Below are 21,572 nucleotides of genomic sequence, written 5' to 3' on the forward strand. Positions count from 1 at the left end.
TTTCACTAAACTGCCCCTATAGTTTAATAACTTCAACAAAAAAGTGCCTTAATCTTTCTTGGATTAACGCACCCGTTAGCGGAAAAACTATATCTTTACTGTTGCCGCTTTTTATCTAATAATTCCTCCCAATCTTCAAATGACAACTTTTCAGTAGTATGTTTTAATTCATTAGGAACTTCAATATAACACATCAATTCTAAGCTATTTCCATCTGGGTCATCAAAATAGACAGAAGCATTTCCCTGATGTGGTCTTACAAATGGCTCAATCGATTTTCTACTTCCAAACGGAACAGCCTCGACTTGGATGGATTCAAGCCATTTTATAGACTTTTTTAAATCCTCATAAGTAACTCGAAAAGCAATATGTCTTAAAGATGGGTGATATGAAGTCTGATACTCCTTTCCTTCCCACAATCCTATCCAACTTTTCCCTTCTTCTATCCAAAAGAAAGCAGTTTCTTCATCACGCCAAGCAAACTTTAAGCCTAATTTTTGGTAAAATTTAATTGACACTTCTAAACTTTTTACAGGTAAATGTGCTTCATATAATCCCTTTATTATTACTCCCACTCCTTTGATATGTATTTTTTCTTTAACTATCCTGCGACATTATTGTATTAAAGCACCCTATAGTTGAATAAAGAATTTTCAAGGTCATATCCCTTTTTAGTTAAATATGAAAGGAGCTGCTCTAGCGGTAACGGCAACCCCTATTTATCATATAACTTTTTATTATCATTTGATATATGAAGCGGATTCAAAAGATGTTCCATCCTATATTTTTTAAGGGATTAAAGCATGGTTTTCAACTGTGCTTCAAGTCGATCAAGTGTTTGACTAGCTCCCTCAATAGCTCCATACTCTTTAACTACATATTCCCTAATTTCTGTAGAAGGGAAGATTAATCGTTGTGTAAGTAATGTATTATTGTCGTCTTCAATGAAAGTTACGATAGTCTGAAATTGTACAGGATCACCCTCTATATCATCGGCAGATGTGTACACGAGACGCTCTGGCTTTACAATTTCCTGAAAGGTGATTTTATTTGGATATTCAACGCCATCTGGACCTTTCATAATAAATCTCCAAATACCACCTGGTTTCATTTCAAATTCAGAAGTCGTAATGGAAAAGCCTTTTGGTCCCCACCAGTTTTTTAGATGTTCTGGTTGGGTCCACGCTTTCCAGATTAGATCACGGGATGCAGTAAAAACTCGTTTTACAATAATTTCTTTACCTTCAACTTCTACGTTCGTTTGTTTATTTGTATTCATTTTTAAATCCTCCATTAATTTTTTAGATTTAAGTTTCTCCCATAATCATCCCATCATAAGTAAGAGTATGAGCCATACTCTCCATTACCTTCCAAGAAGAATCAGCTTTCATATGGCCTGAATATTCCTAAGGTAATCCGAGACCTTCGCTCATGAAATATTCAACTGATCACTTCGTCTGCCTTCCTCGATAAATACATTTAAATGTTGAACATATTCTGTACATATAAATCTTATTTTATTTGGCTTAGATATCCTTCTAGACGGTTCCAAGTTTCGGTTATACCTTGTTCCATACCCATGTCAATAACGGTCTTGAGAGCCTCAGCGGAAATATATTCTCCCCGATTAATTAGTTTTGTCTTACCGTCCATATCGATGAATTCCAACGTGACTTCGGTTGAAGGCAATTTCTCATCGATATTGCCCTCCGCATCTGAAAAATAATCTGTATAGATAATTAACTCCGGTACGGTAATAGCCTTGTAGATTCCTTTCCCCCAAGATTCCATACCATAAAATTGTCCTTGATTCCGATCAACACATTTCATGCAATAGTGCCAAACACCACCTGGCCTGAAGTCGACATTACAAACCGGTAGTTCCCAGCCTTTTGGTCCCCACCAATTTTTGAGATGCTCAGGCTCTTTAAACATAGTGAATACGAGGTCACACGGTGCATTGAATATGCGCTCTAGAATTAGCACTCGATCATTCTCTACTCTCGTAATCATTCTATTTTTTGACATACAACTCTCCCCCAATTGAAGTAGTATTGGAAGTACTAAGGGTTAGATACAGCAGTCTGTAGTTATCCCATGTTTATTTCCTTTCCATAACGGCGAAATAATTATCCTCATCGTCAGCAAAATTAAATACTTTTCCTGAAGGCATATCAACGATATCCCCGACCTTGACATTTTTACTTTTTAAGTCTGAATGTAATTGATCGGCATTGTCAGTAAAGAACATCAAAGAAGGAGTACCCAAATTTAATTCTGGTTCCATTTGAGCAATGAATTCTTTATTGTGAATAACGATACTTGTTCCCGCATTTTCAGGGGTCACTTCAATCCATCTCATACCTTGACCGTTATCTTCTTCTGCAACTACCTTAAAACCTGCTTTTTCCGTCCAAAAATCACGAGCTTGATCTTGATTTTTGACGTACAACATAACTTGACCTAAATTACGAATCATTCATTTCACTCCTTAAAATTTTTTTACATTAATTCAATGTGTTTTTGCCCTGCAATGCATTTAGATAATCGTCTAACCTATCCATCCTGTCTTCCCACAATCGCCTGTAAGAGTTTAGCCACTTATCCAACTCTTGAAATGGTTCCGGTTTTATCCTATAAATTCGGCGATTAGCTATCGGCTGAACCTCGACTAGCCCAGCGTCACAGAGCACGCGAAGATGCTTGGAGGTTTGCGGTTGTTTCAATTCTAACTTCTCTGCTATTTCGCCAACTGGAAGCGGTCCTTTTAGCAGTAGGTCAACGATATCAAGGCGGTTGGGCTCAGCCAGGGCACTGAAGGTATGCGGGTTCATGTTGAATCATCTCCCAACTTTAGTTTTTACTTAAAAATAATTTTCTCGTACTCCCAGGCTTCAGATATTAAAGCCTATCATGTAATTTCTATCTTTATTAAAATATATCCAACTAGGAATATTCTTGTCAAGGAATATTGATAACAAAATAAAAAATAACTTTAAAATCGGTCGTTACGGATACCTTAATTAATATACTTCTCCATTTTGAAGAAATGCCCTCTCTAACACATATCAAGCTTATATTGATATTGAATTAACCTGCTCAGTTATAAAAAAACGTCTCTTCCCGTTGAAGAAGCTAACCCAGATATAGGACAAACAATTATAATAAACAAACCAATCTCTCCCAAATAAAAAGAATGTGGTAAATTAAATAAGAATCGCCTTTTGTAAAGAGGTGGTTATTTTGGACATATTTTTGTCACATACTTTTTATCTTCTTTTGACTTATTTTGTCGAAGGTCTTTTATTTATGTAAAGAATTTTGCATAATATTGTTTGTGTTTGTTTTAAGCAAAGCTTTAAATTAATAAAGAGGTGTAAAAATTGTTACAAGAAAGTACACAACTTAATAGGGAATCTCTTATTTTATCAATAGTCCAAAAAAGGGATGAAATGATTCGTCTTGCTACGTTAAATGGTATGTTAAACAGCGAGACAATTAAATGTAGTCAAGAACTCGATAGATTATTAAATGCTTTTAAAAAGTTTCAAATTCATTAATTTACTTAGAGGTGTCCTACGTCAGCAAGCAAATTTATTACAATAGTGACACCATTTTTTTCTCACCTCAATATTCTAATTTGCTTTTTTTACTCATTTCAATACCTCCTTTATGACAGTATTTCACCAAAAAACCTATTCTCTTTATTGAAGTAATCTGCCCCTTTAGTTTAATAACTTCAACTAAAAAGTGCGTTAATCCTTCTTGGATCAACCTACCCTTTAATTTAATAAATGATATAGTGCAAAAATAATTGGAACCCAATACTTTTTTAAAAATATCGAACAATTGACGATATAATATTTATAGGAGGCGGAACAATTGAGTAAAGAAACAATAAATGTAATTATTCTTGTTTTAGGTTTGATATTAGTGGCATTATCTAGATTTCCTATTATGTCTCAAACAATAGCAATGATAATTGGGTTGATTGGAGCAGCCACAATTATACTCGCAACTGTTCTATTGTTTAAATATAAAAAGAAAAAGAAATAGATTATGGAGTTTCAAAAGGGAAACATCTAGAAAACTTTGTTCAATGTAATGTGATAAATAAGTTATAGGAAAGTAATGACTCGATTTACTATATTGAGTCATTTTTTTAATTTACAAAATCATCTACAAAAACATAAAAAATTTGGTTATATTCTGATTTAACTAACCTGCCCCGTTAGCCATCCATGAAGCGAACAAATCATCACTTCACCACAGAGAATGAAAATATCCTAAGATGTCTATAATGGTTCTTAACACAGTTTATCAATCTATAGATCAATGAATAGCAACTCTCTTTTTTTTTACGAATTAGGGAGGGTCTACTTTGATGTTGTCTCTTTTTGTAATTAGAGAAGTTTATTTTCATGGTAGTTGAACAAGCAGTAACGTTTATATCGTGAATCTAGATAACCTAATTGTATCATATGTTTCCATATTTTGTATTAAATTCCCTTTAATCATCAAGTCATTCATAGTAATAGGATTCCTTTGATGTTGAATGGATTCTAACACCTGAAACCAAGCAAGGTAATTATTCAGATATTTAGTTGCAACTCCATTAAAACGTTGTATCCATCCTTTAAGCCTTCGGTGATAATTGTTAACGTTCTGGATATGGTACAGACCCATTGTGGGAACCTTACCATCAGACTTGAATTGATAAATATCCATCCCTTTTTCAGCAGCATATGTTTTAAAGGCACGCCAAGAATCGGTGCATAAAACATTTTCATTTGAAAGTTTATGTCCGATAGCCTTGTCTAACTGCTCTTTTGTTAATCGACCCATTCCCAATGTCTGCGAAAAAGTCATCTTTTCACGGTCTCTTGCGACTAAGACACAAACTTGTTCGTTGCTTATGCCCCGTTTGCGGGGTTTTCTGTCTTTTATCTTTCTTTGTCCTTTTTCTGAGTATAGAAAATAGGTCTCGTCCATTTCAACGATACCTTCAAAATTAGATATTTCCATTTGTATTAATGATGATAAGAGTTTGTGCCTCCAGTAAAACAATGTAACGTGAGTAACATTACCAACTAATTCAGCAGATTTACGAAGAGAATATCCCTCTATCATACATTCGATGAATTTAATCCATTGATTGAGATGGCGTGTTCGATATTGAGCAGTATTTGTTAGGTCAGTAAATGCCTTTTTACACGCTTTACAGCGATAACGTTGCTTTTCTACTTCATCGCCATCAACAATCGTTGAGTATGTGCCATACCGAACGATATGTTCTGATTCGCAGTCAGGACAATGATAACCGTTCTTATTTTTGCGTTCAGCTATTTCTTGCAGAACAGTTCCTGTCGAAGAAGATGCAGTAAGTGCATCAATTAAATACTCTCGTAGTCGGTGTTTTTCTGCTGGATTTAGTTTTTGAATGGCTTTAAGAATATCAGTTGCTCTCACGTTCATCACCAACTTTTATATAGTTAACCCTATTATAGAACATAAGTTCCCGTAAATCAAATTATCAACAACAGACTTTTACAGAGCCAATAATAAAAAATAAATTTATATAATATACCGTTTTATATGTTTCGTGGTCAAAATGTGGTCAAAAGGAACTGATGTCTCATAGTTATTCAGGGCATCAGTTTACTTTACTGTCTATATGCGATTTTACATCATGCCGCCCATTCATCAAGTAATAAAATAGAAGAAAATAGATTGATAGAATCATTGATTTAATGGGATTTTCAGATTGCATTTAAAATGTTCTAAAATAGAATAGAAAATGACTATGAGCAATTTTATGAGCAGTGGGTAAGGGCCTTTTCCTTACCCTGCTCCAAACAAACTATTTTTAAACCGTATTTTTTACGTTCTTTTATTTATATATTAAATATGAAGAAACTGGGAATATATAAACAAGGAGAAATAAATCAATCGGCCCCATTTGAAATTAATTAGTCCTCTTTATGCCCTAAAATAATCAATAATCCCCTCTACAATTCCCGTCGCTACTTTAGTTTGAAAAGCAGGAGTAATTATGTTGGCTTCATCCTCTGCATTTGAAATATACCCAAGTTCTAGTAACACAGCTGGCACCTTGTTTTCACTTAATACATAGTAATCTCCATAGGATACTCCACGATCTCGAGTGCTGAGATTCTGCATTAAAATATGCTCGTGAAAGCATTCTGCCATTCTCTTATCTCGCTTATTATAGTAATAAGTAGTCATTCCATATACATCATTTGTCTCAAAAGCATCATAATGAATGCTAATAAAAATATTTGCCTTGTTTTCTGTTGCTAACAATACTCGATCTTCAAGTTCGACATATTCGTCATCATCACGAGTTAGTATAACCTCTGCACCAGCCTCCTCTAAAGCAACCATTATTTTCTTAGTCGTCTCTAACGTGACTTGCTTCTCAAGTGTGCCGTGTTGCCCACTAGCTCCAATGTCATTGCCACCGTGCCCAGGATCAAGTACAATTCTTTTCCCTTCCAAAACTAGCTTTTCAGTCTTTGCTGTTTCAATTATTTCCCTTTTTTCTATATTTTTATTAACATCTTCATATTTAAAAACTTTTGTTGCAACAAATGCTAAAGATAAGATAGAAAAATAGATTAATAGTTTTCTTTTCATAGAAATATTCCTCACTAGAATAATTTTAAATACGATTATCAGAAAAAAAATTTATAGGAAAATGCTTCAGATCACTATACACTTCAAACTCATATCCCTGCTCTTTGAAAAAAGTGATAATCTTGGGGAGAAGCTTCAATGTTTGTTCCTTTTCATGCATTAGAATCACTTCCACATCCTCCGTCGTAGCTGTTTCTATAATGCTCAAAATTTTTTCTGGATCATTTTGATATTTCCAATCTTGTGAATCGATCGTCCAATCCCACACCTTTAATCCTTCCTTCATCACCTGTTTTTTTATCACTTCATCATTTAATCCAGGAATAGAACCATACGGAGGACGAACTAATTGTGGATCCGCTCCTGTTATAGAGTGGATAAGCTTTAATGTTTCTACCATTTCCGAGACAAACTTGCGCTTTTTGTATATTTCGGTATAATCATGTGTCATACTATGGGCACCAATATAATTACCTTCCACAAATGCTCGCTTTACATCTGATTCGAAGGGGGCCTTTTTTAAATTGTTTCCCTGCATAAAAAAGGTTGCCAGTATCCCATGCTCTTTTAATACATCAAGAAAAGCCCCAGTCCATTTAGTAGGTCCATCATCAAAAGTTAAGTAAACTATTTTATTTTTCCTTTGATATCCCTTCTCTACTTCTACTTCATTTTCATATGCAATCTCTTGCTTTTCTTCCGTCTTTTTATCTTCTTTCTCTTTTTCCGCAGCATTCTTTTTTCCAATATCCTTAGTTAAAGGACTAGCTTTTTCTACCGTTTTTGCCAAAGTTAAATTGTCCTCCACTGTTTTTATGGAATAAGAACCTTTTGAAAAATAATCAACTATCCAAAGACAAGAAACGACAAATAGAAGCGATATGAAAATCTTAAAGACCATTTTCAGCTTTCTTTTCTGACTTTTTTGTGGGATCTGCATATACATTCTCTCCTTTTCTTTCTCTCTACTAATAGAAGAACCCAGGGGGACGGTTCTGGTGACTTTTCCTAAATTGTATAAGATCGGAGAACACAGTTGGTTTGGCTTTCGCGAAAAAAACCGGGAGAACCGTCCCCCTGGATTTATTCCATATTTCTATGTTGTGTTCGGACAATGTGTAAATTACCAGCATCCATTTCGGCTACTGAATCACATAATTCGTCAATATCAATTTGATTGTGGCTAGCCAGTAGAATCGTTGTCCCCTGCTCACACAATTCTTTAATGAGAACTCGAATATGGGCAGCACTGTGCTTATCTAAACCGTTAAAGGGTTCATCCAAAATTAGTACAGACGGATTTTCCATAATCGCTTGAGCGATTCCAAGCCGCTGACGCATACCTAGTGAGTATTTTGCCACCGTTTTTTTTAGTTCAGGGTCTAAATCGACACGGCGTATTGATTCTTTTACTCCTTTCATTGTGACTATATTTCTAAGTGAAGCCAGAAGCATCAAATTTTTAACACCCGTAAGATTGGGTAAAAATCCAGGAGTTTCAATTATCATTCCTATGTCTGGTGGGAAGTCAACATCTTTTCCTATGGTTTTGCCATTTACCTGAATACTACCTGAATCTGGAGCGAGAAATCCGCAAATGCATTTCATCATAACCGTTTTTCCACTACCGTTGTTGCCAACAATACCATGAATTTTTCCTCGTTCAAATTCATAGGAGACTCCGTTTAATACGGTTTGATCTCCAAATTTTTTTGCAATGTTATCTACAGCAATAGCTATATCTTTCATTATCGCCCCTCCGTTCCTGTAAAGTTAAAGTTATAATTTCGGATACTTCGCAGGCAAAGCCAGAAGAGCAAAAGAATAAGCCCGCTAAAGATAGCGTAAGTTTGCCAAAGCCGTGGCAGCAGGTCGTAACCAAAGTTGTGCATGTAGTATGTTGCGTGATTGAGAGGCGAAAGCCAGCCTACTGCCACATTAGCTTTATATTGAAGGATATCCGGTAACTTGAATAGATCTTGAATTAAATCGGGCTTTAATAAATAACCAAACAAGGTAAATATAACCACCGCACTAACCCCAGCTACTGAGCCTTTTTTCAGATTCCCCCATAACATGATAAAAGCTAGAACCAATGCGTATAGCAGCATCAAAAAAAAAATATGAAACATGCACTCATACGGTCGGGATAAAGTAATTACTTTCACAAAGGATGGTAGGGCAATTTTCTCACCTGCTCCAGAATAGCCCAATAAAGCGGCTGTCTCACTCCAAATGTTTCCCGAAAAGGAATCGCCTATGCAGATCAGTGTTGTAGATAGCAGTACAAAGATCATATAAATGAGCGTTGAAAGAATTATGTACAATCCTTGACCCAATAAAAATATTTTGCGATTAATACGCAATAAAAACAATGGGGTAGCTGCTGTTAAAAATGGCATATCTGCAAATAAAAGCAATAGGAGAAGAGAGGCAAGCATGATGGAATCCGCATCACCAAACGTCCAGATAAAGGCTTCAACAAGTTGCATGGTTGTTTCATTTGCCGTCGCAAATTGAACGGCCTTGTCTGAAAGCATGAAGCACAGAATAAAAGCTAACGCAAAAGTGATTATAATGCGTGGATTCCATTTCCAGATTCTAAAATTATAGAGAGCAACGATCGAGATTTTTCTTATCTCAGACATTAGATAACCTCTTTTCTGCGAAAATATAGAATAAAACACTTAAAAAAATGGTTACCACTATCAGAACAAGCCGAACATAGAGCTCAACCTCCATCACTAACCACTTCTTAGGATCGATAATGACAAGGTTCGGAAAATAACGTTCATGAAGAATGATAAGCAAGTAATAAGTTACAAACGGTGAAGCATACGCCATATATCGACTGTTTGTGACCGAAGCCAAAAGTGTACCTAAAATTGACCAACAAGCACCATTGAGAAACAGTAAAATAAAAACTGTAAGCAACTTATACCCAGAATACAGCGGTACTTCGTTTGCCTCAGACACAAGTTCTGTTGGAAACAAAAGGCATGTTGTTACAATCCATGAGAAGAGTGCGCCCAAAAAGAGCGTTCCTCCTCCTGACAGGATAGCAGACATAATTTTCGCCTTAATATACGCTGGTTTTCCAGTGCGAGGCAGGTATGCCTTTATATAGCCGCTGCTAGTATCATCAAGAAAAGCGGTTGTTGCCGAAAGTACTGATAAGATAGGAACAGCAAACTGCACCAAACTAGATGTTTCTACTGCATGAAGGAAAACCAGATGGTGATTGCCTCGCGGTGCTGCCTGTTCAAACGCAGCTACCATTCCATCGGCGGAAGCAATCAGACATATCACGGTCATGAATGCAACGCCTATTATAAAAGGAAAGGAACAAACAACTCGTTTAAGTTCTGCAAAGGCTGTATTCATCGTTAGCTAATACTGCCATCGGTAGCGTTAATGGACATAATTAAAAAGTTGCTTTCTCTCCAAGAGCCATCAGCAGTGATATATTCGCCATAAAAATTCCAAACGGGCGTTAGCATAAATGCCCCCGGTTGATTTTTCACCCCTGTTTTGGAATAACCGAGAACGATAGAGGTAACCTTTAATTGCATAAACCCACTTGCAGCGGCATCGTTTGTATAACATAGCTTTATGCTTTCTTTGAATGCTTCTTGAATTTTGTCAAAACTGAGTAACGCGACGTTATCAATTTGCTTTTCACCTAACTCAAAGTACCCCTCCAAGTGAAACGTCCAAATACCGCTCGATGTCAGACCTATTGTGATTTTTTCATTAAAAATTGCAGGCCCATATTCTTCTCCTCGAACCGTTTTACTCATGAAACTTTGAGTATGGTTAATAATCTCATTTACTGTACGGGAAAAAGTAATAGTATAACCATATTGAGAGGGTGCTTTGTCAGAAACGCCTTCATAAAGTCCCGAAAATTCCGCACTCGAAAGCTGCATATCTTGGATACCAAGGCGATTCACTAATGCCGTAGCTTGTGCGATGGCTTCTTCTTGCGTTATCGTTCCATCTTTTTTCGAAATAGCCTCTGGGTTTGGTATAGGGAATATGCCATGATTAGCCGAAACAACCGTAATAGAGTTACCAAAGTTCTCATCTTTGCTTGCAACTATAATATTCATCGGTTTCCCATTTTTAGCTATACCTGTTCCATTAAATCCATAAGAACCATTACTATTCTTCAAACTGATATCTGTATTAACGGGCTGCTTATTGGAGTAATCTGGTGCAGTGGACAAAAGTTTTTCCAGGTCTTTGATCATGTTTTCAAAGATAGAAATACTATTTTTATCATTATCATTGGCCTTTAACTCGGAAATTTTCTTCTGATGGTTTGAAATTTCCTGTTGTATTTCCGCTTTTGTTTTCTGCCGATCGTTATCTGTTATTTTTGAACCTCCAAAAAACTCCTCAATAACCTTATCTACCACAGCTTGTGGCAGCGTTGAGTCTCTATTCCCGTGATAGATAGGGATCGTTTTAATCTCCGGCATCTGAATGGCAGCATTAATTGGAACGTTAATCTTGGCGGTTTCATAAGTCAAATCTTCCTGCCATTGAGTGGGATACTGATAGGTTTCGACACTATCTGTTTTTCCGGTAGCTTCGCTGAGGCTTTTCCCTTTCTGCACAACAATATCTTTGTCTGGTGTAGCCTGACAAGCGCCTAGAAGTATAGATAATAGGATGATTCCAGTTAGTCCTTGTTTTTTCATAAAAAATACCTCCCTGTTAAGATCGTATTTATCTTAACAGGGAGGTGTCTCAAAGATGTGTCAGGGTTTAGGATGTTTTAATAATAAGTTGGATAGTGTCTTTCTCAGACTCTTTTATTTTTTTCACGGTGATTCCTGATTGATAATTTTTAAAATAATAGACTGCTGATGAAGCATCAGACCAAAAGGATGGCGTTTCTGTTTTTTGATCAATACCAAGATAATCAACATATTTAGTAAGAATGGTGTGATTATCTCCTGAATCATCCTGTAAATCAGAACTATAAGTGGCTGTTAATCCCAGAACTTGGCCTGTTACTGCATTCAGATAGAGTTCCAGAGAATTTCTTTCATCCTCCGAGGTAAAGGTAATAAGCCAGTATCCCATTTTAAGAATATCTCCACCCTCGGAAACTATCTTAGTCCTGAATAAAGCTGTTTGGTTGTAAGCTCGATCCGCAAAAAACGAGGGGAGTATTTTTTCCGTACTGAACCTCTTAACTGTATTCACCGCAGCAGCGGTCGCCTCCTGTAACGATAGTTGGCCAGTTTTCGGGGCATCATTCTGCCAATCTTTATTTCGATCATAATTTTTAGAAATCGTAAAAATCTCCGCCACAGTCAGCATCTTCTTATCTGTTGCCGAAATAGGTTCAGAAGATTGTTGCGGTGCCACACTGCTGTTATTCTTGTCGGAATCATCTTTCGACGTTCCAGCTATTTCCGGGTCTTGCATGGTTTTATCCAACTGAATATCGATACTTCCAGCTTCGGACATACTCTTTATTTGCTGATAATGGAGCAGGAAAGAGGGAAGCTTCATTCCACCAAACACTAAGAGCAGGATGAACAATAGTATGAGTGGAACTGAATATTTTCTCATGATTCTTCATCTCCTTGTATTGGCAGAGTTACCGTAACGATTGTCCCGACATGTTCCGTACTTTTAAATGTAAGCGAAGCACCGTGCAGCTTTGCAATTCTGCTCACAAGCGATAATCCAAGCCCAACACCACGCTGCTGTCTCGAACGTGACTTATCAACCATATAAAAAGCTTCTGTAATTCTGTCTATGTCAGTCTCGGGAATGCCCCGGCCATTATCAGATACAGCTATACAATAATGATCTTTGGTGATCTGCCCGTTTAATTTAATCATTTTTGCGTCCGCTTTGATGGCATTATCCAGTAAGTTCAGCAGCAGCGTTTTAAATAAATCATACTCAACGCGAATATAGGCATCCTCAATCGTAAGGAGTAGCTTACTCTTCTTCTCTGCTAAAAGAGGAGTAAGGGTTTCTGTGATATTTTGTAGCAGATCGTTGGCCGGTAATTCCTCAAGCACAAAATCCTGCTTGTCCAATACGATAAGATCCATTAGTTTTATCGAAAGCTCCTCCAGACGTAAACCTTCTTCGACAATATATTGTGCAGCGTGCTTTATTTGGTCCATTGTCATATTTTTATGAGCAATCATATCTGCATACCCAATAACAGAGGTTAACGGCGTTTTAAGCTCATGGGAAAAATTGGCTATAAACTCTTCCTTTTGAACAGCATTTTCAGTCAGTTTCCGAACACTGTCCTCAACGGCATCAACCATTATATTAAAGCTGTTACATAGTTCGCCTAATTCATCATTTGATTTACTATTTATCCGAACACTATAATCGCCTGCTGAAATGCGGGCTGTCGAACGTGTCATTTTTTTTATTGGCCGGACGAGGAGGATTGCATATACAAGTGCTATAATCGCCCCGATTGTGCAAACTATGCCATAGATCAGCGTATAAGCACTTTCCATCTGATTACGCTGGTCTATGATGGAGTTTATATTTGTACCGATCGCTATGCGAACCGGAGTTCCTTGGATTGTAAAATGCCCCATAACCGTTAAAATAAAGTCGTCTGCAGATTGTTGAATTTTATAATATAGTTTCTGATCGTTCATTTGTTGAAAGACAGAAAAGTCAAAGTCAGTGGGATAATTCGTATTCAATAGTTTCATATCCTCATAAAAAATAGCTAGCAAATGGTGTGAAGCATTGGGCTGGTAAGATTCAGGAAGTAAATTATTGAAAAAATCATCATTCCCTACTATTTTCGTATCTTCTCCGAGAATTTTGGATTCAATAATAAATTGCATCATTTGATACTGTACCAGAGCATTATTGATTTCCTTTTCTACAGCTTGTCGGTATGAGATGGATATTAACAGATAACCTGACAAGGCAAGAGAACTGCAAAGGAATAGCATGATAGCGATAAATACCTTGGAAAATAATCTCATCTCTTATACCTCAAGCCGGTAACCGATTCTAAATACGGTTTTAATGTGATCATCCCATTCCAACTTTTTTCGTAAGCGTTGGATATGTGTGTCAAGCGTTCGTGTCTCGCCTGTAAATTCATTTTCCCATACTTTCTCGTACAACCAGTCACGCTTGAGTGCCACATTCTTGTTTTGTATCAGTCGAACTAACAATTCAAACTCTTTTATAGTTAGCTCAACGGGATGCCCATCCTTTGTTACCTCACGAGCATTTATATCAATTGTTACTCCATGTAGTTCTACTTTTTTGTCACTTTTCCCAAAGCGCCTAAGAACTGCCTCAACTCGTGCCAGCAACTCTCCGATCTGAAAAGGCTTGGAGATATAATCATCAGCTCCAAGTTTCAATCCTCGGATACGATCGTTGATATCTGTTTTAGCAGTAATAAAGATGACTGGAGTTCCTAATGGCTGTATATAATCCAATAATTCATACCCATTAAATATTGGCAGCATAATGTCAAGTAAAATCAGGTCATAATCATTATTTTCAATGAAATCAGCAGCTGCTTTTCCATCAAAGGCACGTGTACAGTGATACCCATCGTCCCTCAAATTTACATAAATCAACTCATTGATTGCCACTTCATCCTCCACAATCAAAATACTTTGCAAAATGCTTCACTACCCTTTCTATGCTACAAATAAACATCAACTAAGTATAGCTTATAGTTGTATCATAGTTGTTAAATGCCCACCCCAAAAGCCAGGGGGTGCCAGGGGGACGGTTCTGGTGGCTTTTCCTAAGTTATATAAGTTCGTAGAACCACAGTTGGTTCGGTCTTCGAGAAAAAAACCGGGAGAACCGTCCCCCTGGCATTCATCACTTCTTGCTGAAGCCCGTGTTTCAATCGAACAAATCATGGATCGTTTAGGTCATACTGACGATCAAATATCTATCTAATACCTTAGGGCTAAACATATAGGTTGTCTCATCGACATTTACTGTACCTACAATATAAAGGTTTTGCGGTATTTCGATTTTATTTGGAATGTTATAAATTACTTTATCTGAGTCTGTGAATGTAAAATCCTCTTCTGATTCATGATGCAGTGTTATTTTTTCTTGTTTTATTTTCCCATCTTGCGAAACTCTTCTACTTTCTAAACAACTTAAAAAGTCTGAAAAATAATATTCTACCTTCGATAAATTCATCTCATCCAATATAACGAAGAAAGGATATTCAGGATGTCTTTCTGCACGTAGCATAGTTTTTAGTAGTTCGATAACTTCATACTTTTGTAAAATGGGGTTATATTACCCTAAAAGCCCACGATGATCTAACCAATCTGGTCGTACTGATAAGAAGCACCACTGCTTAGGTGTTCTTTTTTCAAAAGTTGAATGTTGAGCAATATCCACACCGACTATTAAATGTTTATCGGAAATTCTTTCTATTAGTTGATTTTGTTTGTCTTGCATTTTAAAATTCATAGTAGGGCTTCCTCCTTAAGAGTCTGAGTTAGAGTGGTGTCTATACTCATATCTTACTGAGGGGCTTTATTTTTTTCAAACCTGATATTTAACGATCTACAGGAATGCTAACCTGCCCCTTTAGTTTAAGTACATTTCTTCACAATGTTTATAATGATATTAACGTAAATTTCCACAAAAAACCATCTCACTTTTAGTGAATCAATAGAGGTGAGTTGGTTTTAATCAAACTTATTTACCATTAATCAATCTTTTTTACAAAGCCACACTAAACTAATTCCCTTCATGCTTTTGAAGTTACTAATTTGATAATCTTGGAATGCGGTCTACTTTCTCTTATTGTTCACTAAATAACCTTGTTCCATGGGCACAATTGTTGATATTACTTGTATATCTCCAGATTTTAGGTATTCCATTAATTCTTCAACATTAGAATGAGTTTTTTCTATTCTTAATTGACCACCATTGAGCTTTATCAAACAAAGTGGTTCACTGAGTTTTGATAATATCTCGAATATTTCCTCTCTGTTGAATTCCTTGTATACAAGAAAGTGATACAAAAACTTAGATGCAGCCTCTAGAGGCAGACATTCCACATTTTTAATAACCGCACTTTCGTCAAGTGAGCTTACCACATCCTCAGGATTATTTAATAGAAACTCGTAGGACTTTTTGGCAATCAGATCATTAATCTCAAATTGATGATGAAATTTGTTTATTAGATTTATAACAGATTTTTCAACATTACACTTTGCTATTAATGAGTTGAACAGCTCTTGATCCATTTTTATTTCATCAATCCAATCAATATGATTTACTAAATAATTTCCCGCTACTTCTATATCATCTTTTCGAAATACCTCAAACAGTTTTTTACTCCAAGGTATAGAATATTCATTAATTGATTCTCCAACATGATTAGTTGCACCGGATTTCCACAGTTGTAGTAAGTAAAGAATTAATAAATCTTTTTTGCTTGGCTCGATGGTCAATTCACTTATTATTTCGTTATCATACTTTAATTCAAAAATACTCATTACTGATTTGAATTCTCCATACTCTATTTGATGTATATAATCACGAATATATTGGTGTATGATATCCGCTTCTAGTTCATCCAATTCAACAATCATTTTAAACAAGTCTAAAGACCAAACTAGCTCACCATCTTTTATCAAGCTTGGAAGCTCTTCACTTGCATCATGGATATTTCCTTTTATGAAAGATACTTTATGTTGTACTGAATCAACCATCAAATATATTTCAACATTCCAAGAGAGTAACTCATGTTCAATCAATAATTCAATTACTTTTCTATCTACCTCGGCTCGTTCTTTTAAGGAAACTGGAAACTTCAGTCGAGCAACAAATTCCTCAATCATAGGATGCTTTTCTATATTGAGTTTCAATATTGGAATCACGAATAAATTGTACTTTTCTTCGTCTTTAAAATCTGTTTGTATACTTTCCGAACTATTTTCAATTAATTCTTTCCAGTGGTTTTCCGATAATAAAAGGTTCTCTTCATTGAACGTTTCTTCATTCTTCAAAAACACATTTCTACAAAACTCTATATTCTCCCAGGTTAATTTGAATTTATTCTCATTAAGCAGTATCCGAATTAATTCAAACGATTCTACTCTATTTAATACATTAATAACACCTGACCAATGACGAATTATTGATTCAACTAGAGACCTACTTATATCTATGTTAGGGTCAATCATGTGCTCAATAAATCTGACAAAAGTATCCTCTTCTTCATTGTAATCCTCTTGTTGAATAAGAACGTCAGTGATGAATGAATTTATATTATCGCTATCAAAACAATAATCATATATTTGTTCGTATTCTTCTATTATTTGTACAGAAATGTTTTTAGTACCAAGTATTTTCTTTAGGTTTTCCAGATTGATTTGATAACTATTTATCTTCACAATGTTTGTCAGGATTATCTCTTCTTTTACACCTGATAAGCTTGCAAACCTTATTCCTAATCCTTCTATAACATTAAATAGATTTTCGGAGTTTGTTAATTTCTCAACATCTAACTCATGGGAAACGAATTTACGTAAATTGCTTGTACTTTTGAGTTCAAGTTCTTTGATATTGCAATTCTCCAGAAGGATTATCACATAACTTTCTTTTTGTTCTTTTGAAACATTTGTATCTTCTACTACCTTCCATATGTCTATGCCGCTTTTCATAGATATCTGTAAAAACTTCCATATCAAGTTTTCTTTTGAAATTTCTTTCTTCAATCCTTCAATCAGCATCATGTAATCTTCAAAATGCGGTTCTAAATTATGAAAAAGGATATTAATTATTTTTGTTAATTTTTCAATATTGGTTTCATTGTTATTTTTCAACAAATATACAATAAAATCTAGATTTAAAACAGCTAAACTGTTAATATCATCAACCCTAATTTTTTCTGCTACTTTTCTTGAATTATTTAATCGCAAATGTAAATAGCCATTAGAGTATCCTAACTTAATCGCTTGTATGAACTCATTACCTTTTTTAGTTATGGAACCTTCTCGAAATACTGTTAAGTAATCTTCATAAAATTCATTCAACCAATTATTCCTAACAAGGTAATATAAGAGTTTTTTATTAGATAAATCAAGATGCAAATCAATACCGTCTTCTTTAATTAATCTATAGATGGATTTTATATAAACATTTTTTATTTTTTTCCTTATTTCATCAATTTCAGTTTGGATTTCCTCTTTTTTCTGTATACGATTTTGTTCAAAATCTCTGTATAATTCCAAGTAATTTACTGAGTTTATAGTTACAAATTCTTCTACATTAGTATATGTGTTCAGTAGAGTATCACCTTGAAATAAAGAAAATTCACCTTTCAAATGTTCCTTTAGAATATAGTCAAATATCCCTTGGCCATCCTGAACATATCTATCGCCGAACGATGTTGAGGAAAAAGAAAATAAATGATGTCTATATTGTACTATTCGTTTACCAGTAAGTTTTCGTTTCTGGGCAAATAACATTGCTATATCCTTTTGATCGGTTATTATGCTCCCCAAACCATTTATAGATTTGTTTTGCAGTTTTTGGATTTTTTCCTCTAATGACCTTATTATTTCTTCTTTTTTATTAAACACGTCAAAAACCAAACCTTTGTTTTCTAAAAGGTCGGAATAGTCTTTTGGGTATATATTTTTGTACACGATAAATGCAAATAGGTTATCGTAAGTAACACTCGAATTATGTAACCTTTGACGAAAAATTTCAAACTCATTACAGATATTAATCAATGTCCGCATATCATTAATAAATAGAGCAACGTCTTCAATTAATTTCCTACTAAGTTTTTGATTGCTCCAGTCATTGTTATATTCTCCTTCTTTTTCATTAGGTAAAAATTTCTCTAATTTTTCTAAGAGTATAGATTCTGCATTAGAACTATGCATTACATTTACTGCTGGAATAATAAAATCGAAGAATTTAGTTCGATTATAAATGGATTCTGTTTCATCTTCTCCGGTAAAAATATCATCTTTCAATGCATAAACAAATTTTATATTCTTATTTTTTAGGTGAATTGAACTATTTAACGCTGTATTAAGACTGCGTAGTCTCTCAAATATATTTATATCTTGAAAGCGATCTAAATCCTCAAAAATGATATATTGATATTTAGTTTTTTTGAACAAATATATGATCTCATCCAGATAATGATTAAATACAGTACTTCCATCCTTAAAGTTAAATTCGATACTTGTACTAGCAACACCAAATCTACTAATACCTAATTTCCTAAAAATTATTATCAAACAATAAACTGAAATACCATTGAAAATAATTATCAAACCTAATAGGAGAAGCCACAACCAGTTGGATTCAAAAAAAGCTAAAAATGATTCTGAAGATGAATAATACTGATTTAACCAGTTATTATTGACGATTAAGATTGTCAGCACAATCGTAAATAGCAAATAAAATAAAACTCCAAAAACATACCAAAAAGATAAGTCACTTATCTTTGTAAATTTTGAGTTTGGGATTTTATTGGGATTCACTTGATAAAACATTTGCTGTAAAATTTGCTGCTCTAGCAGGTTGTGTTCTTTTTGTGACGCTATTGGAGGTTTTTCATCAGTTTGAAATGTTGCAATAGATACTCGCATCATTTTTTTTGCTTCTTTTTCATTCTTTTCAAAGTAAGAGTCGATTATCGTAGTCTTACCTGCCCCATATCCCCCAGTGATCGCAATGTTCCTATTGTTTACATCCTTTAATGCATATTCCAAAGTTTCTAAATAAAACTCACTTCCCTCGTCTAACTCTTTTTTTGCTGCTAAACTTTCGTATTCTATTATTTGACTCAACACACACACCTTCTATTCATTGCGGTTAATTGAACTTGCTGATAAATTTTTGAGCTATTTTTTTCTGCCTTTTTTAATTTTTTTATTTCATCTGTTGTTCTACTTTCATCGAGGAACCCTAAACATAGCACACCTTACCTTCTATGTTACATATTTCCATTGTCCATCCAACCCTTTATACGACTCTTAATGCTATCTTTCGACATATAGTACAAAATACCTTCTAATTTTATAACAGGAGGAAAGATTGGAAGTGTAACAAACCTGGGATAATGTTGAAATCTACTTAAAGAGCTCGAAATTTCTGTATATTAAAACTTCGGGGAAGACAGTTGGTGTTGGTTTAGAATAAAGTTTGATTATAAATCACTCTAAATCCTTGATTTAACTGTATATAAAAAGCTGTCGTTTTGAATAAAGATTGATCAAAATGACAGCTTTCTTTTATTATTCATAACTGTTTTTATAAAAAAGATTGATTAATTTAAATCTCCTTATTCCACTAAAGCACCCGTTAGCTTAAGTACATATTTTCACAATACGATCAAAGCAAAGGCTGCTACAAAAAGACTAAACATTTCGTTTCTCATATTCGAAGGGTTCTTCACACGAGTAAATTTCATGGAAAAAACCTTTATACGGAATATCGTCCTCCAAGCATTTTATGAGATACGACAACTCCTCATCACACTCCGGTTCTTCACCATTGTTCCTCATTATCTCAAATGCATCTACAATACCTTCCATGAGCGTTACTTGGATAAATAAGGGCAACTTATCCAATATTGAATTTTCGATTCTGGTCTCGGATTTATATCCCTCGAGGACTGTTTCAAAATATTTATCCATGAACTTTTTCCGTTTACCGGGGTCTGGTTCAAATTGTATCCAGCCAACTCCTTGTGTCCAAAGACCTGCCAAATCAAACATATACCAAAAGTAACATGAATTATCGAAATCATATACGGTAATTTGCCCGGTATCAAAATCTATCGAATAATTCCCATCGTTGTAATCAAAATGGACCATACCGAAAGACTCACTGTTCCTGTCCAATCCTTTTAAGGTTTTAAGAAGTCCTAATAGCTTCTCCTTCAGAAAAGGTAACGAGTCGGGTATCAGTTTCTCGATATATTCAGCATTGTATTTGTCAAAAAAACTATACCGACTATGGACAGGACTATATCCTTTCGATAATTGGTGCAGTTTCCCCAGGGTTTTACCGCAATTATAATAATATTCGGTATTTGGAACACCTTCCCGATACCTATAATTATTTTCCACAAGCATTTTTCCCTTAGCCTTTTGAAACAGGCAGATAAAAAAGGTATGATTATTATGAGTTATCTCTTCCAGCAAATTCCCCTTCCGGGAATTGACTACATCCGAGACACTTCCGCCATGCTCAAATAAGTACCTAATATACTCAACTTCGCCCAGAAAATCTTCCCTACTTCTGTCATTTAAGAAGGCTATTCTGAGTATTTTTGCGTCAGCACCCTCTTTCTCACAGGTATAAACGACATTACGTCCTCCGGTATGTTCCTTAACCGGCTTGACTTCATAACCTTCCAACCTGTACAACTCTGATACTAATGGAAGTAAATATGCATTACCGATTTTAACAACCTCGTTATAAATCATAATCTCCTCCTAATTTTATAAACTGGTTAAAAGTATTCTATAAATTCTAACATATCCCTTTTTGCGATTGAAATAATTGTTCGACATATAATTTCTTATTGAGCTAAACTGCCCCTTTGGTTCAATAGCAGGTGTACCTACTTTGTTATTTGTCTCATCAAAGGATGAAACCGAAGACTTTCTATTAGAAACATCCTATCGTCCAGTAATTATGGAGAAATCACAGATGATTAATTTTGATGATGATTTAACGATTGATTATTCAAATTCAGTTAATAGTTTTCAGTTAAAAAGCCCACAGCAATTTATAAATGGAAGAATGTCATTTATTATGTAAAAGCAAATTGACATATAGAATTTAATCCATCATTAACAATAAATATACCTTATATTGGTAGGTTACCTAAATCCGAGGATGTTATAAAATCGTTAACACAGATTGGC

Annotated in this window: 22 protein-coding genes; 4 read left to right on the forward strand and 18 right to left on the reverse strand. The window is 35.0% G+C overall.

Annotated elements, in window-relative coordinates:
- Positions 1–95: 95 nt before the first annotated feature.
- From V7097_RS24330 to V7097_RS24350, 5 genes are all read right to left on the reverse strand, one after another.
- Positions 96–566, reverse strand: a complete 471-nt coding sequence (locus V7097_RS24330) for a VOC family protein (RefSeq protein ID WP_335706250.1) — start codon at positions 564–566, stop codon at positions 96–98.
- Between the two features lie 230 nt (positions 567–796).
- Positions 797–1,279 carry an SRPBCC family protein gene (locus tag V7097_RS24335; protein ID WP_335706222.1) on the reverse strand — a complete coding sequence of 161 codons (483 nt, stop codon included), beginning with the start codon at positions 1,277–1,279 and terminating at the stop codon, positions 797–799.
- A 233-nt stretch (positions 1,280–1,512) separates the two neighbouring features.
- On the reverse strand, positions 1,513–2,028 hold the full coding sequence (locus V7097_RS24340; RefSeq protein ID WP_335706223.1) for an SRPBCC family protein: 516 nt from the start codon (positions 2,026–2,028) through the stop codon (positions 1,513–1,515).
- A 73-nt stretch (positions 2,029–2,101) separates the two neighbouring features.
- Entirely contained in the window at positions 2,102–2,479 is a 378-nt protein-coding gene (locus tag V7097_RS24345; RefSeq protein WP_335706224.1) for a VOC family protein, read from the reverse strand.
- A 28-nt stretch (positions 2,480–2,507) separates the two neighbouring features.
- Positions 2,508–2,834 (reverse strand): ArsR/SmtB family transcription factor, encoded by a 327-nt coding sequence (locus V7097_RS24350; protein WP_335706225.1) that lies wholly within the window; start codon positions 2,832–2,834, stop codon positions 2,508–2,510.
- Positions 2,835–3,383: 549 nt separating this feature from the next.
- Here V7097_RS24350 and V7097_RS24355 point away from each other — a divergent pair.
- Both V7097_RS24355 and V7097_RS24360 read left to right on the forward strand, forming a co-directional pair.
- Positions 3,384–3,560 (forward strand): aspartyl-phosphate phosphatase Spo0E family protein, encoded by a 177-nt coding sequence (locus tag V7097_RS24355; RefSeq protein ID WP_335706226.1) that lies wholly within the window; start codon positions 3,384–3,386, stop codon positions 3,558–3,560.
- 322 nt (positions 3,561–3,882) lie between these two features.
- A complete protein-coding gene (locus tag V7097_RS24360; protein WP_335706227.1) occupies positions 3,883–4,056 on the forward strand; it encodes a hypothetical protein in 174 nt (57 codons plus the stop codon).
- A 390-nt stretch (positions 4,057–4,446) separates the two neighbouring features.
- Here the strand turns inward: V7097_RS24360 and V7097_RS24365 are convergent, their stop codons facing one another.
- The 10 genes from V7097_RS24365 to V7097_RS24410 form a co-directional block, all read right to left on the reverse strand.
- Positions 4,447–5,475: an IS1595 family transposase gene (locus tag V7097_RS24365; RefSeq protein ID WP_335706251.1), complete on the reverse strand. Its 1,029-nt coding sequence runs from the start codon at positions 5,473–5,475 to the stop codon at positions 4,447–4,449.
- Positions 5,476–5,979: 504 nt separating this feature from the next.
- Positions 5,980–6,657 carry an N-acetylmuramoyl-L-alanine amidase family protein gene (locus V7097_RS24370; RefSeq protein WP_335706228.1) on the reverse strand — a complete coding sequence of 226 codons (678 nt, stop codon included), beginning with the start codon at positions 6,655–6,657 and terminating at the stop codon, positions 5,980–5,982.
- Between the two features lie 25 nt (positions 6,658–6,682).
- On the reverse strand, positions 6,683–7,591 hold the full coding sequence (locus tag V7097_RS24375) for a polysaccharide deacetylase family protein (RefSeq protein ID WP_438824274.1): 909 nt from the start codon (positions 7,589–7,591) through the stop codon (positions 6,683–6,685).
- 149 nt (positions 7,592–7,740) lie between these two features.
- Positions 7,741–8,406, reverse strand: a complete 666-nt coding sequence (locus V7097_RS24380) for an ABC transporter ATP-binding protein (RefSeq protein WP_335706230.1) — start codon at positions 8,404–8,406, stop codon at positions 7,741–7,743.
- The gene (locus V7097_RS24385) at positions 8,406–9,305 is read right to left on the reverse strand and encodes a hypothetical protein (protein WP_335706231.1); all 900 of its coding nucleotides are present in this window, start codon (positions 9,303–9,305) and stop codon (positions 8,406–8,408) included. Before V7097_RS24385 ends, V7097_RS24380 begins: the two co-directional genes overlap by 1 nt.
- Complete coding sequence (locus tag V7097_RS24390) at positions 9,298–10,041, reverse strand: hypothetical protein (protein ID WP_335706232.1); 744 nt, start codon at positions 10,039–10,041, stop codon at positions 9,298–9,300. Before V7097_RS24390 ends, V7097_RS24385 begins: the two co-directional genes overlap by 8 nt.
- 2 nt (positions 10,042–10,043) lie before the next feature.
- The gene (locus V7097_RS24395) at positions 10,044–11,363 is read right to left on the reverse strand and encodes a DUF6034 family protein (RefSeq protein ID WP_335706233.1); all 1,320 of its coding nucleotides are present in this window, start codon (positions 11,361–11,363) and stop codon (positions 10,044–10,046) included.
- A 67-nt stretch (positions 11,364–11,430) separates the two neighbouring features.
- Positions 11,431–12,246, reverse strand: coding sequence for a hypothetical protein (locus V7097_RS24400; protein WP_335706234.1), 816 nt, complete (start codon positions 12,244–12,246; stop codon positions 11,431–11,433).
- Entirely contained in the window at positions 12,243–13,652 is a 1,410-nt protein-coding gene (locus V7097_RS24405) for a sensor histidine kinase (RefSeq protein WP_335706235.1), read from the reverse strand. The genes V7097_RS24400 and V7097_RS24405 overlap by 4 nt, the downstream gene beginning before the upstream one ends.
- A 3-nt stretch (positions 13,653–13,655) precedes the next feature.
- Complete coding sequence (locus V7097_RS24410) at positions 13,656–14,291, reverse strand: response regulator transcription factor (RefSeq protein ID WP_438824275.1); 636 nt, start codon at positions 14,289–14,291, stop codon at positions 13,656–13,658.
- A gap of 136 nt (positions 14,292–14,427) precedes the next feature.
- Here V7097_RS24410 and V7097_RS24415 point away from each other — a divergent pair, with 136 nt between their 5' ends.
- Complete coding sequence (locus V7097_RS24415; RefSeq protein ID WP_335706237.1) at positions 14,428–14,598, forward strand: hypothetical protein; 171 nt, start codon at positions 14,428–14,430, stop codon at positions 14,596–14,598.
- Positions 14,599–14,952: 354 nt separating this feature from the next.
- Here the strand turns inward: V7097_RS24415 and V7097_RS24420 are convergent, their stop codons facing one another.
- The 3 genes from V7097_RS24420 to V7097_RS24430 all read right to left on the reverse strand — a co-directional run bounded on the left by V7097_RS24420 (position 14,953) and on the right by V7097_RS24430 (position 21,128).
- Positions 14,953–15,129, reverse strand: coding sequence for a hypothetical protein (locus V7097_RS24420; RefSeq protein ID WP_335706253.1), 177 nt, complete (start codon positions 15,127–15,129; stop codon positions 14,953–14,955).
- 326 nt (positions 15,130–15,455) lie between these two features.
- A complete protein-coding gene (locus V7097_RS24425; RefSeq protein WP_335706238.1) occupies positions 15,456–19,484 on the reverse strand; it encodes a YobI family P-loop NTPase in 4,029 nt (1,342 codons plus the stop codon).
- Positions 19,485–20,054: 570 nt separating this feature from the next.
- Positions 20,055–21,128: a phosphotransferase enzyme family protein gene (locus V7097_RS24430; protein ID WP_335706239.1), complete on the reverse strand. Its 1,074-nt coding sequence runs from the start codon at positions 21,126–21,128 to the stop codon at positions 20,055–20,057.
- Between the two features lie 124 nt (positions 21,129–21,252).
- Between V7097_RS24430 and V7097_RS24435 the strand changes: the two genes are divergently transcribed.
- Positions 21,253–21,465, forward strand: coding sequence for an iron-sulfur cluster biosynthesis family protein (locus tag V7097_RS24435; RefSeq protein WP_335706252.1), 213 nt, complete (start codon positions 21,253–21,255; stop codon positions 21,463–21,465).
- Positions 21,466–21,572 lie beyond the last annotated feature (107 nt).

Source organism: Bacillus sp. JJ1562, assembly GCF_036962705.1.
Taxonomy (GTDB): domain Bacteria; phylum Bacillota; class Bacilli; order Bacillales; family Bacillaceae_L; genus Ferdinandcohnia.